Raw genomic sequence first — 13,802 nt, 5'->3', positions numbered from 1 at the left:
CGGCCACACCTGTGAAGGGCTCGCCCGGCTCGAGTTGCAGACGTTCCCGCTCGGCGGTCGTACTCCTGGCGGCTGCGCCGGTCGCCGTTGGTCTAAGCGGACGCGTCACGCGACGGCGTCTCACTACCAAGATCACTCCGGATCGAGTCAGACTGGGGACGTGGTCAAGCGGGAGCAGGGAAGCCGACGGTGAAGGCCTCGGACCTCGAACGGGAGCAGATCCTCGACTACTTCGCGGCTCAGATGGCCGAGGACCCGGTGGTGCACCTGGAGAAGGTCGCAGTCGAGCGGGTTGGTTCGGTGCTGCACCACATCTGGGACGTGCATTGCAAGGGAAGCCGCTGGTGGGCGATCAGCAACTCGCTGAACTACTACTCGCAGGACGACTTCAAGAGCCGGGACGTCGCGCTGACGTTCCACGTCGGGCTCATGGTGCGCATCGCCAGCCGGGAAGAGGTCCCAATCACCGAGGAGGCCGCGGGACTGCTTCCGCGAGCCTGGCGCCTGTGGGAACAGGCGATCGAGTCCCTCGACAGCGGCCGCGAAGCCGAGGACTTTCAAGCCCTCGGGGTGCGACTACGCGAGGTGATGATTACCTACGCCGACGAAGTTGCCGATGACGCGCTGGGGCCAGAAGGCGAGGTCGGTCCCAAGGCAGCTGACGTCGTGGGCTGGACCAACCTGCTGATCGCGCACCTGGCCGCAGGACCCTCCAGCAAGCAACTGCGGTCCTATGCCATCAAGCTGACGCGCGAGACGTGGGACTACGTCAACTGGCTGACTCACGCGAAGAACGCGATCGCCTACGACGCGCACATCGGTGTGGCGGCGGTGAGCCACTTCCTGTCGACGATGACCGCGGTATGCCTTCGCGCTGGGACCGGCGCGAGGAGCCGGTGCGAGAGCTGCGGCTCCTACCGGATGGTGACCGGTGCCTGCATGCGCTGCGGCTGGCACGATCCGAACTACGTAGCGCCGGCCTCCCGGCAGCTGACCGAGGAGGAGCTTGCCGTGCGACTGGCGAAGCCTTGCGTGCCAAGCTCGGATATCTCCACGTTCATGTCACCGGACGACTACCGCTAGACCATCGCTGAGCGGCTGCGCCCCGGCGTCCACTTCATGATTCGTGTTGGCCTCGGCTGTCAGTGTCACCGCCTACATGCCGCCGGTGGCCGGATCAGTAGCGCTGAGGCTCAGCGGGCGGCTTGAGGGTCAGGTCCAGGTCGCCGAGGTCGAACCACTGGCCGGATGGTGGTTGGTCGGCCATCGGATCGGTCCAGCGCAGGCGGACACGGTCGGGGCGGATCTCCATGAGCCGGACCTCGCGCCACTCGCGCTGGTCGAGCGGGCGGGCCCACCACGGCTCGGCCAGACAGGACATGCCGAGCGTGCGCACGATGTCCAGCGCGTCGTCGTAGCTGCTGACGGTGCCGAGGGCAGCGCCGAAGGTCGTCACGGCCTGCCAGCCGCCGGAGGTGGGGACGACGCGACCGAGCAGCTCACCATCCTCCTCACGGCGGACGTCCTCGGGTGCGGGGATGCCCGGCCAGGAATCCTGGATGGCCTGAACGATCTTGGCGGTGGAGTCGTTGAGCCAAGTGATGCCCTCCCGCTCGGCAGGGCTGCCCGCGTAGGCCTCGAGTTCGGCTTCGCGCCCGAGGACCCACACCCGCCGGAGCCGTTGGGTGGCCGTGATATCGGCGGTGGGGTCGCCGTCGAGGAGAACCAGGTCGGCTCGCCCGCCGGCGACGAGACGTCCGCGGTCGTCCAGGCCGAAGACCTCCGCCGGCGTGGACGTGGCCGCGGTCAACGCGTCGGCCGGTCGCAGGCCGGCGCGAACCAGGTGCTGCAGCTCCCGGTGCAGGCTCGCACCGTGCACCAAGCCGGGGTTGGGTGCGTCGGTGCCGGCGAGCACGCGCACGCCGGCCTCGAAGAGGGCCAGGGTGTTCTCCCGCGCCGCGGCGCCGTCTGGCGCTCCCGGCGGCATCCACCGCCGGGACTGACCGTCCAGGACCCGACGCCACCGCCGCGTCAGGCGGGACGCCAGTGCCGGTTGGGCGAGCAGTGGCATCACGCCGTCCGGCCCGGGGAATCCGTCGATGATGGACAGCGTCGAGATCAACGCGACACCGGCGCGCGCGACATCGCGGACCTCGCCGTCGGTCATCCGATCGAACGGCGCGTGGGCGAGCACGTCGACCCCGCAGCGGGCGACGGTGACCGCACCGCGGGCGGTCGAGACGTGCGCCACCACGGGCAGGCCGTGGCGGTGCGCCGCGGCGACCAGGGCCTCGATCGTGGCCTCGTCCAGGGAGGGGATGTCGAGCATGGCCCCGGAGCCGTCGTCGTAGATCACTTTCAGGTGGGTCGCCCCTTCGCCGATCCGGTCCTCGACAAACGGCAGCGCGTCGGCGGGGCCGGTGACGTACGGAAGGGGCGAGTAGGCGATGGTGGGATGACCCCCAGGGGCGGTCGCGCCGATGCTCGAGGTGCGCAGGTCGGCCCGCACCGGCCCCTGCCCGGCGTGGGCGGTGGTCGCCGCGGCCCGCTCCGGGTCGATGACCTCGGGCTTGCTGAACTGGTCGACCACGGTCGTCACGCCGAACGTCGCCGCCAACTGGGTGCAGCCGGGGAGTAGGTGCACGTGGGCGTCGATCAGCCCCGGCAGCAGGGTCCCGCCGCCCCCGTCGACGACCGCGTCACCCGACGCGGCGGCGGGAGGCGTCCCGATGGCGTCGATGCGGCCCTCGACGACACGCACGCAGGTGGCCTCGAGCGGGCGAGTCCCGTCGAAGAGCCGGACATCGCGGATGGTGAAGGGCTGGTGAGTAGGCACGTCCGAGACGCTAGAAGTTGACGTTGCGAGAAGGTCAAGCGCTTACGGTCGGGGACGTGGAGCACTCGATCAGCCAGGTCGCCCGGATGGCGGGGATCTCCGCCCGTGCACTGCGGCACTACGACGAGATCGGTCTGCTCTCCCCGGCGAGGGTCTCCGCCAACGGCTACCGGTGGTACGGGCGCCGTGAGCTGCTGCGGTTGCAGCGCATCCTGCTCCTCAAGGAGCTCCGCGTTCCGTTGCCGGGCATCCGGGACATCGTCGACGGCGAGGCCGACGAACTGACCGCGCTGCGGCGCCACCGCGAGCAGCTGGTCGGTGAGCGGGACCGGATCGACCGCATCCTCGACACCATCGACGCCACGATCGCCGGCCTGAGCGGGGAGCGGACGATCAGCGACGAAGAGTTCTTCGCCGGCTTCACCGCGGACAAGGAGCGGCTACGGGAGGAACTCGTCGGCCGCTATGGCGACGCCGTGCGGGACCATTTCGCCGCGGCCGAGCAGGCCACGGCCGGCTGGAGTCGAGAGGATCACGAACGCGCCGCCGCGGATGGGCGCCGCCTGCTGACCCGGATGTCGGAAGCCCGCGCCGGCGGCGTCGCGCCGGACGACGATCGAGCGCTGGACCTCGTCGTCGAACACCACCGCGGGGTGACTGCGCTCTGGCCCGCCGACGCAACCGCCTACCACGCGCTCGGCGACCTCCTGCTCGACGACCCGCAGCAGCGCGCCATGGTCGAGGATGTAGACCCGCAGCTCCCGCCCTGGCTCGCTGACGCGATCAAGGCATATGCCGTGCACCGACTCGGGCACCACCTGGACTGATGCCTCCCGCCTGTCGACCCGCTGACCAGCCCCAGTAGCCGAACCCCGTCCGAGAAGGACCCGTGCAGCAACCTCCTGCGTGAGAAGGCTAGGCCTTCGGGCGTCGGAGCAGGTACTCCTTCATCAGACCGCCCTGCGACGGCGTGACGGCCGGCGACCCGAGCAGTTCCCGCCGTCCGCCGACAGAACGTCGAGGGCGCCCATCTGGCGACGGAGGCCGGCGCTCTCAGGATTCACGGTCTCGTCGTCTCCGGTCGTCAGAAAGTTGATCTTTCCCGGACGGCCTTCGGTGATGGTGACCAGCAGGGTTCCGTGTTCGCAATGGGCCATGGCCCCGAGGGTGAGCGCCCGGCCGTTCACCGCAGTGGGCGCCCGTCGACACGCCGCAGCGGGAATGGGTCGCACCGGGCATCCCGCCGTTGGACCGTCACCGCCAGCGGATCCCTTGCGGTACGCGGCGCCGCGGCTACCCGGGACCGGACGAACGTCGCCGTAGCGGGTTCCTCATTCGGAACGCTGTCGACCGCTCGGATTCGAGCCCGGTGCGACCTGCGGTTGAATGCCTGCATGGACGCGCACGCTGTCGTCATCGTGGACACCGAGGGCGTCATCACATCCTGGAACGAAGGCGCCGTGCGGCTCTTTGGCCACGCAGCATCCGCTGCTGTCGGACAGCCGGTGGACCTGATCGTCCCCGAACATCTGCGGGACGCGCACTGGGCAGGCTTTCATCGCGCGATGGCGTCTCCAGAGATCAAGGACATGGCGGCCGATCTGCCCGTGCTGTGCTCCGACGGCATAATCCGCGAGTTCACCGGCAGGCTGTTGGCGTTGAGCGACGGCCTCGGCACGGCGATAGGAGCGATCGCGATCTACCACGCAGAAGGGTCCACTGGCGTTCGACCCTTCTCCCTCCCATCAAGTGTGCCCTGAGCCATCCACGACCAACATCGACGGGCTGCGAAACTGTCTGTGATTCCTCACGGGATGCCTGGCAGCCGATGGACTTCCTTTGTGGCCGACTCCGCGCATCGGCGGACCCTCCACGAAGACGGCAACGAAGCGCACCGCCTCCGCGTTGAGCACGACCGGAAGGCCGCTCCGGTCAGGGTGGACCGACGACGTGGGCCACGAGTGCAGTGATGCGGGTGCGGTCGCGCATGCTGTCGCCGGCGCGGGCCAGGCCGGCGGCGCCGGGGCGGCCGAAGTGCCGGCGCAGTACGGCCGCTGCCTGGGTGGCCGTGGGCCCGGTCGGCCAGGTGGCCGCGGTAATGCCGGCGGCGTACGCCGCCTCCAGCAGGCGCCACAGATCGACGGCGTCCCGCTCGGTGAAGCGACCGGCGTAGGCGTAGGCCTTCAGGCAGATCGCGGAGACCACGTCCGGCAGCATCAGGGCCGCCGTCACGTTGTGGCCCGAGGTGAGGGTCACCTCGACGGTGATCGGCGTGCCGTCACGGGCCAACGCCAGGTTCAGCCCCGGCACCTCGTCGACCACCAGCTCGCCGTGCGGTTGGTTGGGCAGAAGGCGGCCGACGTAGGACGGGGCCAGCACGTCGATGACGAGGTCCCAGCTCGGCGCCGTGCGTCCGGTGGTCGACCCCAGAGTGTGCGTGCGGAGGAACCTGTTGCCGGACTGCTGTCGGTACCCGCGCTCGCGCAGCGCGGCGAGCAGCCGCGGGTCGGCGACCACCGGGTACGCCGCGCCGAAGTCGGCGTCGGCGGTCTCGCGTGCCGGCACCATGTCACTGACGCCGTGCACGGCGACGAGCAGGGTGACGGCGTTGCCGCCGACGAGCCGGTAGGGCACGTCGAGCTCGCCGGCGATCACGGCCAGATCGGCCGCGGCGAGGAACGCCGCGTCGCTGGCCCGGCCGGCCGACACCAGGACCAGGCGGTGTGCCGTGCTCACCGTGACGCAGCGGCCGCCGCGCGGGCCTTCAGCACCGGCCGCAGCGCGGCGACGGCCTGGTCGACGTCGGTACCGGGGGCGCGGGCCACGTCCCAGAGCAGCTGGAGGGGGTCGGCCAGCGGCAAGTCGCCCTCGGCGGCGGTCGTGCCCGGCGCCGGCCACACGCCGGGATCGGCCGGCACGATCAGCTCAAGGGTGGCCTCCCCCGCACCCGACGGCGTCAACCCGGCCGCGGTCAGCTCATCGTGCACCGGTCGCCCGGACGGGTCGGCGTAGACGACGGCCCGGCCGGGTCGCCGCCAGGGCGCGAGCAGGTCGGCGGCGACGTCGCCGGACACCGCGGCCGGCATTCCGGCGGCGCTCAGAGCGGCAACGGCCCCTCGGGCCTGCTCGGGAACGCCCGACAGTCCGTACCAGTAGGTGGTGATGCCGCCGGGGCCCGGGTAGTTCGTCAGCCACCAGTCGACCAGCGCCTCCCAGTCCGCGGGGGCCCAGCGGGGCCGGCCGGCGTCGACGGTGCGCCGCACGAGTCCGTCGGCGACCAGCCCGGACAGCGCCTGGGACACCCGCGCCTGGGACACCGCGGCGGACCGGCCCAGGTCGACCTGGGTGGCCGGACCGGCGGTGAGCAGCCGGCGAACGACGGTGAGCGCACCCCACGGTCGCCTGCCGGGACGGCTCGGCGGCTGCCCCGCGTCCGGGCGGGGTAGGTCGGCGCTCAGTTCGATGGTCCGGTCCGGCAGCACGATCCGTCCGGTGACCGCAGAGGTGCCGGTCGGGTCGGCCACGAGCACCGAGATGCCGGCCGCGGCGGCCGCATCCAGGGCTGCCGGACTGGCCGAGGGAACCACCAGCAGCAGTTCCCCCCGCGCCGGCGAACCGCGCAGCAGGTGGCTGCGGACATGGCTGGGCGACAGCGCGGTGGGCCGGCGTTCCACGGCCGCGGTGACGGCCACCGCGTCCCCCTCGTCGGCCACGAGCTCCACCTGGGCCGGCCCCGTGGGCCGAACGGTGACCCCGGACTCGAGCAGCGCCGCCCAGGCGTGCGTAGGTATAAGCATTAACAGCTCCCTCCTGATAATGCTTATAGCATGCCAGAGGGTTTGGCAGGTGACGCCTCTGGCGGGGCGCCCACCCATCCTTCCCAGACCATCGGTCAGCGCGGTAGCCGCCGCGCCGCTGTGCATCCCGGGAGTCGGCTGCGGCACCGACCAGGCGAGGGTACGGGCCTTGGGCGCCATGGCCGTCGTGAAGATCGAAGTGAGTGCAGCAGCTTGCTGCACTATCGGCTGGATCGATGCCGCCCACGACGAGGCCGATCCGTGCCGAGTCAAGCCTCAACGACGAGCCCCGATACGTTCTACCGGGGTAAGGAGACGGAGTGACGGGCGAAATCGAACTGGTCAGCGATGACGATGGTCTCGTGGTAGCCGGTGAGCGGTCAGCTGTCGAACGGTTCCTCGAGCACGCAGGCCTCCTGTCGAGCGCTGGTGAGCTGGAGCTAAGCAAGCTCACAACGCTGCTGAAGGCATCGGGAGAGGTCGCGAAGACTGCTTCCGACATCGCAGAGCAGTCGGCGCTCTACCTGAAGTTGACGCCCGAGTCGGCGAAACGGCTCAAGGACGCCGGCGGACTGATGAAGACCAAGACCGAGGGGATCAGCCACGCCATGCTCGGAGACCCGGGCAAGGTCAACAAGTGGCTTCAGGTTGAGGATGGCCCGGCCTCCCTGCTGACGAATCCAGCGGTGCTTTCGGGTCTTGGAGGGCTCCTGAGCCAGTTCGCTCAGCAGTCAGAGGCCCAAGAGCTCAAGACCCTGCTCGTGAAGATGGACGAGAAGCTCGACGATCTACTTCGCGCACAGCGAGACGCGGTGCTCGCGAAGATGAACCGCGCTGCCGCTGCGATCAAGGAAGCGATGACGATCCGAGCGCACGGCGGCGATCCAGAGACCCTGTGGGACAAGGTGAGTGGCGAGTCAGCAACGATCCTGGAGGTGCAGGAAACAGCGCTGAAGGCACTGGGCGCTCTCGCAGACAAGGTTGAAGGCAAGAGCAAGGTCGGGGACCTCAAGAGGGCAATACATGAGATAGAGCGCGAGGCTGCAATCCAGTTGTCGATCCTCGCGCGCTGCTTCGAGCTCCAAGATGAGTTCAGAGTGGTCGAGCTCGACCATGTGCTCACCACAGCGCCCCACACTCTCGACGGACATCGTCTGGGCGTCATGGAGGCGCGCAGGCAGCGGCGCGAGTCGGTGCTGGAACACACGCAACGACTCATGGAGCGGATGGATGCCGCAGGTGGCATCGCAAATGCGAACATCGTGCTCCACGCCAGAGCAGCCCGTTCCGTGGTCGAGTCCCTGAACGCCACGGCGGCTGTCATTGAGGACTTCCGCGTCCCACTCGGCATCCGAACGAACCGGCAAGCACTGCGAGCAATCACTTGGTCGGAGGCCGTTCGCGATCCAAAGCAGTTGAAAGTGGCAGGAGCAGAAGCCGGACAGAAGGCCGTAATGGTCGGCGGTGCCGTCGCCGTGACTGGTCTCGGGATAGTGGCCACCAAGCAGAAGCCCTCCGAATAGGTGGCCGAACGGTGAACCGGTGGCCAGACACGCACCGTCGCATGGCTCCACCTGGCGCCGGTCGCCTCGTCGTTCAGCCGACCACCGACGACAGAACTCCCGTACAGCTCCAGCGTCCGTCGGCGGTGCACTGCCACGCCGTCGAGGGGCCGACGACGAGGTGTCCGAGCATTGTGACGCCGACGACGGAACCGGCGGCGACCAGGCGCCGGGTGACCGCAGTGTCGTCGTCCCCGGGCGGCTGCTGGGTCAGGTGCGTATGCGCCAGGATGAACGCCTCCGCGCCCGAGGTGAGCACCGCCCGCAGCACGGTGCGCGGCCGGGCCGCCACGGAGTCGGGGGCGCCGAGGCCCACTACGACCGGCTCACCCCAGCTCCCAGCACTTCGCGGGACGACGCAGGCGATCTCGACGGGAAGCCCGTCGGTCATGCCGCGCACAAGGCTCTCGACGTGGGCGAGGTCCGACGGCAGCAGCACGATGGCGACCGTACGGTCAGGCGGTCAGGGGTCGATGCCGTCGAGCAATTCTGTGGACAACAGTCCCGCCACGGCACGCACCAGCTTCGCGTCCGCGGTCAGCAGAGGCAGGCCGCGTTGCAGCGCACGGTCGACCAGCAGGCCGTCGTAGAACGTGACCGGCCGTCGCGCGCACAGCAGCGCGACGCGCTCCTGTGTGTCGGCGTCCGTGCTGTGGATGTCGATACCGAGGTCGTCGAGCGACCGGACTGCCGCCACGTAGTCCGTCTCATCGAGTGCCCCTGCCTGCAGGCCGCGCTTCCGCAATACGTCGCCGAGCTCGACGCGCACCTGGTCGACGGTCTCCAGTGCGACCGTCCCGGCCAGGAAGTCGGCTTGCACCCGTAGCGCGTGCTCGTAGCCGATCTGCGCCACGTACCAGCGGACGAAGACACCCGTATCGACGACGTAGGCGTCAGGCACGCGGATCCTCTCTCAGCCGCCGGACCTCCGCCTCGATGTCAAACGGCAGGATGACCTCCCGCGCCTTCGCCATGGCCGCCAGGATCTCCTCCCGGCTGCGCCGCCGCGGCTCCGGCTGCGACCGGAGGTAGTCCTGCCGGCGCACCTCGGCCACCACCTCGACCAGGCCGGCGACCGAGCGCAGTCGAGGCGCATGGCGGTCGAACACGTTCTCGTCCACCCGGAGGTACGACCAGCGCACACCGGAAGCCGACGTGGCGTCGGCCGCCCAGCGCACGGCGCGCTCGTCCTTGCGGGGGACGTCGAGGTCGGCCAGGCCCTTGGCCTCAATCACCAGATGCTCGCCGGAGGTCAGGCGGACGACGAAGTCGGGGTAGTAGTACGCCAGCCGGCCGTTCTCGGCGCGGTACTCCAGGGAGAACCGGACCTCCCGAGCGAGCTTGGCGAAGGCGGCGACGTCCTCGGCCCGGTCGAACCAACCGCACAGCCGCACCTCCAGGCCGCTGTCGCACGGCTGGCCGGAGAACACCGAGCGCTGGGCCGACGCGACCTCCCCGCTCCACAGGAACGGCCGGGTCGCCGACAGCAGCAGCGGCTTCTCCCGCCCGGCCACCCGCTGAGTGACCAGCGTGGTCCGGTCGACGGCCTCCCGCAGGGCACCCAGGACGGTCTCCTGGACGGCGGGCTCGCGCAGCACCTGCAGCACCAGCGGATCGGTGATGTCCACCGGCCCGCCAAAGACCCGCGTCTCGATGTACTCCTGCACGAGCGGAGCGAGCACGGCGAACTGTCCAGTCAACCGGGTGGCGTACTGCAGCACGTTGACGTACCAGGCGAGGACGGCGCCGGGATCATCCGCGGCGGGCAGCTCGTAGCGGGCCTGCTCGATCACCTCGCGGGTGAGCAGGTCGCGGCCGGTGTAGTCGACGGTTCCGCCGCGCAGGGTTTCGGGCAGGGAGAGCCGGCGCTCGGGGATGTCAGTGGCGCGCATTGCGGCCAGGTCGGCGGTGTTGCGGACCAGGGTGCGGGAGAGGCTGGGAATCTCGATGTCGGAGCCCAGCCGGTTGGGCTCGACGGCGATGACCACCGGCTCGGGGTGAACGTCGTCGGAACGGCGCCGCTCGATCTCCAGCCCCTCGTCGTCCATGGCCTTGTCCCAGAGGTCACGGAACGCCTCGTGCTCGATGACCACGACCTGCTCATCGACACCGGACCCGGGCGGGGTCATCCGGCGCAGGCCGCGGCCGAGTGTCTGCTCGGGCAGGATCGCCGACCTCGCCGTGTAGGCACGCAGCGGCACGATCACCGAGACGTTCCGGACGTCCCAGCCCTCGCGCAGCATGAGGACACTGACGATCGCGGAGTATGGGCTGTCGGGCCCATCCACTGCACGGGCGGCCTCTCGCGCGAGTTCGAGGTCGTCCCGGCGGATCTCACCCCGGGCGGATCCGGCCATGTTGACGTGGATGGTGAGCACCCTGCCCGCCAGGTCGGAGAGACTCTGCAGGTAGGCCGCGATCTGATCGGCAGCCTCGGTGTTCTCGGCCATGACGAACAACAGCGGCCGATGCCCGGCTGGTGCCAGCCGGTCGCGGAACTCGCGCCACTTGAGCACTCCGGCGCCGAGTTGCTGCCGATACCGCTCGGCCGCGTCATCACTGACTGCCTGCAGGTCGCCGGAGAGCTCACCGATCACGGGACGCTTGACGATGCCGTCCTCGATGGCCTGGGCCAGCGGATAGTCGGCGACGATCTCGGGGAACAGCTGGCCCTGCTGGTTGCGGGGGGTGGCCGAGAAGTCGAATTGGGCGCTGACGCCCGCCCCCCCGGCTTCTCGGGTCAGTTCGTGCAACCGGCGCAGGGTCTGCACGGCGACCAAGGGTTCACCGGTGTCGGACTTGACCTGGTCGTGCAGGTGGTGCGCCTCGTCATTGACGACGACGACGCGTCCACGACGGGACAACTGCAACAGCAGCGGATCGGGGGCGGAGAGCCGCGCAGGCGGCACCGGCCCGAGCAGTACGGAGATGGGGTTGGCGTCCGGGCTGGGACGGCGCTCGTACAGGGCCTGGACGTTGGTGAGGGCCAGGACGCCTGGGGCCTGCTGCGGGATGGGGTCGTCGCGCAGGCAGACCCGCAGGTCGAAGTCGGCCCGCCACTCCGGCGGTACCACGGGGTCGCCGCGGAAGATCGCGCCGCCCTCGAAGTCGGTCCGCAGCCTCTCGTACACGATCAGGTTCGGTGCGATCACCAGAGAGGTCGGAGCCACGTCGTCCGCCTCGTCGCGTAGCGCCCGGAAGTAGGCCCAGGCGATCGCCAGGCTCATCACCTTGGTCTTGCCCGAGCCGGTGGCAGCCTTCACCACATAGCGGGGGTAGGGCTGGGGCGCGACCGGCACCGGTGTGCGGGCGAACCGGCCGACCATGTCGGCCAGCGAGCGGGTGCGGGTGACCTCGTGCAGATAGATCAGCGTCTCGACGGCCTCACGCTGGGCGAAGTAGTAGCGAAACGGGTAGCCGTCGACGGTCTGGTGCTCATCGAGGAACCAGTGTTCGAGCAGTCGACGCGTGGTGTCGGTGACGCCGGGATAGTTCTCCGCCCGCCAGGCATCGACCTCGATGCGGACGCCGGCAACCAGCGGCGCGTGGCTCTCGCGTCGGCTGGTCGGGACGGCGAAGGGGTCGCTCACCTTCGTGACCTTGGAGCGGGCACGTCGGCGTGGACGGCGGTGGTTGTGTCGTTGCCGAAGATGTCGACGACCTTGACCAACACGGTGTGCCGGCCAGGCTCGTCGTACTCGTGGTGCGCAGTCAGGTCCAGGCGCCGGTCAGCTCGCGTGCGGTAGGACTGCCACTGGTTGCGGAAGGTGTCGGCGCTGTTGCCGTCGGAGCCGCCCTCGGCCCCGAAGGTGAAGTCGACCGCCCAGTAGTCCACGTAGTCGGCCCAGCCGGTGATCTTGTCGCGGACCGACGCCGGCACCAACTCGGGATTGGGTAGGACGAAGGTCAACGAGCCGCACCTCGACGCTGGAGTTGCGCAGCGCGGTGTCGACCTTGACGTAGGCCAGCTCGTGAAACACCGCTTCGCCGCTGGCCACCACGCGCGGGTCCATCACCTCGCGGGGGATGCGGCGGAGCCGCAGGTCGACGCCGCGGTCGCGGGCCGTGTCCTGAACCAGCTCATGTAGGCCCATGTCGAACTCCCAGCCGAGCACGTCGACGGCGACGTATCCGGCGGCGCGAGCATCGTCGACCGCGTCGGTGATCTCCTCCATGGAGACCGGGGCGTCGACCGCCCCGACGTGCACCGCCCGCGAGCCGACGTTGCCGTGGACGTGGCTGAAGCCCTCGACGGGGACGGCTCCGTAGAGCTGGACGACGAAGTCGAGATAGGCGCGGACCACGTCGCCGGTGGTGGCCTGCTGCCACACCTGTCGCTCGTAGCGGCCGAGGTTGGCGACGGTGAACGGCGCACAGCCGGGGATGTCGAGCAGCCGCTTGCGGGTTGTGTGGACGGCGAACCGGCCGATGTCGACCGCGATCCACCGTCGCTTCAGCTTCTCGGCCACCGCGGGCGTCGTGCCCGAGCCCGCGAAGCAATCGAGTACGACCGAGCCCTCATCAGAAGACGACTTGATGATGCGCTCCAGCAACGCCTCGGGCTTCTGCGTGTCGTAGCCCAGGCGTTCCTGTGCCATCTGATTCATCCGCTTGATGTCGGTCCAAACATCGCCGACCGGCATGCCCTTCATTTCGTCCAGGTAGCGCTTGAGCATTGGGAACCCTGAACCACGCTTCGGCCAGTAGATTCGTTTTTCGGCATCCAATGTGTCGAGGTCTGCATAGGGGACACCCCAATGCCGCCCTTTGCTGGTTGGATCAAACTCCCGCCAAGCTTTGCCACTGTCTCCCCGCCGGACACCTGGAGCAGTGATGTCCCCTGGCCAGTACTTTCGGCCATCCCCATCGTCGTATCGGTAGTACTGATCGACGAAGTCCTGCTCGTAAGGCTCAAATTGCGGATGCCAGAGATGGGAATCGCTCTTGGAATAACACGCAATCACATCGTGCACCGGCCCAAAATCCTGCGTACTGGTGTGCGACGTGGTTCTCTTCCAAATAATCTCGGCGCGGAAATTGTCGGCGCCGAAGATCTCATCGAGCAGCACCCGGGCAAGGTGACTGACGTTCGGGGCGAGGTGCAGGAACAACGAGCCGCGGTCGCTGAGCAGCTCCCGGATCAGCACCAGCCGCTGGTACAGCATCTGCAGGTAGCTGTCGACCCCCTTGCCCCAGGTGTCGCGGTAGGCCTTCTCCTCGATGACCGAGGAGAGCTTGGCGAGGTCCTGGTCGGCCGCGGCGCCGCCGTCGCCGACGGCGATGCGCACCTTGTAGTCCTGCCGGGAGTCGAACGGCGGGTCGATGTAGACCAGGTCGACCTGCCCGGCCAGCTCGTCGGCCAGCGAGGCGAGCACGTGCAGGTTGTCGCCCCAGATCAGCCGGTTGCGCCAGCCGTCCCCGCCGTCGTCCCCACTGGACTCGAACAGCGTGCCTCGGTCGGCCCGGGGACTGTTGACCGTCTCCACGGTCTGCAGCGGCAGCCGCAGCCGCGGCACCTCCGCGCTCTTGCCGTCCCATTCCAGCCGGATCGCACCCATCGCGCGCGGCCCCCTCTCCTCGCCGTCCACCATCCTGCCCTACGGAACG

At 69.3% G+C, this 13,802-nt stretch carries 11 protein-coding genes; 4 read left to right on the top strand and 7 right to left on the bottom strand.

From position 1 onward, the window contains the following. Positions 1-189 precede the first annotated feature (189 nt). Entirely contained in the window at positions 190-1,083 is an 894-nt protein-coding gene (locus JKP75_RS04885; RefSeq protein WP_200492339.1) for a hypothetical protein, read from the top strand. 94 nt (positions 1,084-1,177) lie between these two features. Here JKP75_RS04885 and JKP75_RS04880 read toward each other — a convergent pair whose 3' ends face one another. Beyond that, a complete protein-coding gene (locus JKP75_RS04880) occupies positions 1,178-2,836 on the bottom strand; it encodes an amidohydrolase family protein (RefSeq protein ID WP_200492813.1) in 1,659 nt (552 codons plus the stop codon). Between the two features lie 56 nt (positions 2,837-2,892). Here JKP75_RS04880 and JKP75_RS04875 point away from each other — a divergent pair, with 56 nt between their 5' ends. Both JKP75_RS04875 and JKP75_RS04870 read left to right on the top strand, forming a co-directional pair. Further along, positions 2,893-3,663, top strand: coding sequence for a MerR family transcriptional regulator (locus JKP75_RS04875; protein ID WP_200492342.1), 771 nt, complete (start codon positions 2,893-2,895; stop codon positions 3,661-3,663). Positions 3,664-4,230: 567 nt separating this feature from the next. Continuing rightward, positions 4,231-4,596, top strand: coding sequence for a PAS domain S-box protein (locus JKP75_RS04870; RefSeq protein WP_200492343.1), 366 nt, complete (start codon positions 4,231-4,233; stop codon positions 4,594-4,596). A gap of 172 nt (positions 4,597-4,768) precedes the next feature. On the opposite strand, the gene JKP75_RS04865 is transcribed toward JKP75_RS04870, so the two are convergent. Continuing rightward, positions 4,769-5,572 (bottom strand): hypothetical protein, encoded by an 804-nt coding sequence (locus JKP75_RS04865; protein WP_200492344.1) that lies wholly within the window; start codon positions 5,570-5,572, stop codon positions 4,769-4,771. Next, a complete protein-coding gene (locus tag JKP75_RS04860) occupies positions 5,569-6,633 on the bottom strand; it encodes a helix-turn-helix domain-containing protein (RefSeq protein ID WP_200492812.1) in 1,065 nt (354 codons plus the stop codon). Before JKP75_RS04860 ends, JKP75_RS04865 begins: the two co-directional genes overlap by 4 nt. A gap of 320 nt (positions 6,634-6,953) precedes the next feature. Between JKP75_RS04860 and JKP75_RS04855 the strand changes: the two genes are divergently transcribed. Continuing rightward, entirely contained in the window at positions 6,954-8,156 is a 1,203-nt protein-coding gene (locus JKP75_RS04855) for a hypothetical protein (protein ID WP_200492348.1), read from the top strand. Positions 8,157-8,229: 73 nt separating this feature from the next. Here JKP75_RS04855 and JKP75_RS04850 read toward each other — a convergent pair whose 3' ends face one another. The 4 genes from JKP75_RS04850 to JKP75_RS04835 all read right to left on the bottom strand — a co-directional run bounded on the left by JKP75_RS04850 (position 8,230) and on the right by JKP75_RS04835 (position 13,783). Continuing rightward, on the bottom strand, positions 8,230-8,634 hold the full coding sequence (locus JKP75_RS04850) for a JAB domain-containing protein (protein WP_200492349.1): 405 nt from the start codon (positions 8,632-8,634) through the stop codon (positions 8,230-8,232). A gap of 24 nt (positions 8,635-8,658) precedes the next feature. Further along, positions 8,659-9,096 carry a type II toxin-antitoxin system VapC family toxin gene (locus tag JKP75_RS04845; RefSeq protein ID WP_200492350.1) on the bottom strand — a complete coding sequence of 146 codons (438 nt, stop codon included), beginning with the start codon at positions 9,094-9,096 and terminating at the stop codon, positions 8,659-8,661. Beyond that, entirely contained in the window at positions 9,089-11,785 is a 2,697-nt protein-coding gene (locus JKP75_RS04840) for a DEAD/DEAH box helicase family protein (protein ID WP_200492811.1), read from the bottom strand. Before JKP75_RS04840 ends, JKP75_RS04845 begins: the two co-directional genes overlap by 8 nt. 138 nt (positions 11,786-11,923) lie before the next feature. Next, positions 11,924-13,783 (bottom strand): site-specific DNA-methyltransferase, encoded by a 1,860-nt coding sequence (locus JKP75_RS04835; protein WP_200492810.1) that lies wholly within the window; start codon positions 13,781-13,783, stop codon positions 11,924-11,926. Positions 13,784-13,802: the final 19 nt, after the last annotated feature.

This window comes from Blastococcus sp. TML/M2B, assembly GCF_016612865.1.
Taxonomy (GTDB): Bacteria; Actinomycetota; Actinomycetes; order Mycobacteriales; family Geodermatophilaceae; genus Blastococcus.
Note: the sequence above shows the minus strand (reverse complement) of the source record. Positions and strands in the feature narration are given on the sequence as shown.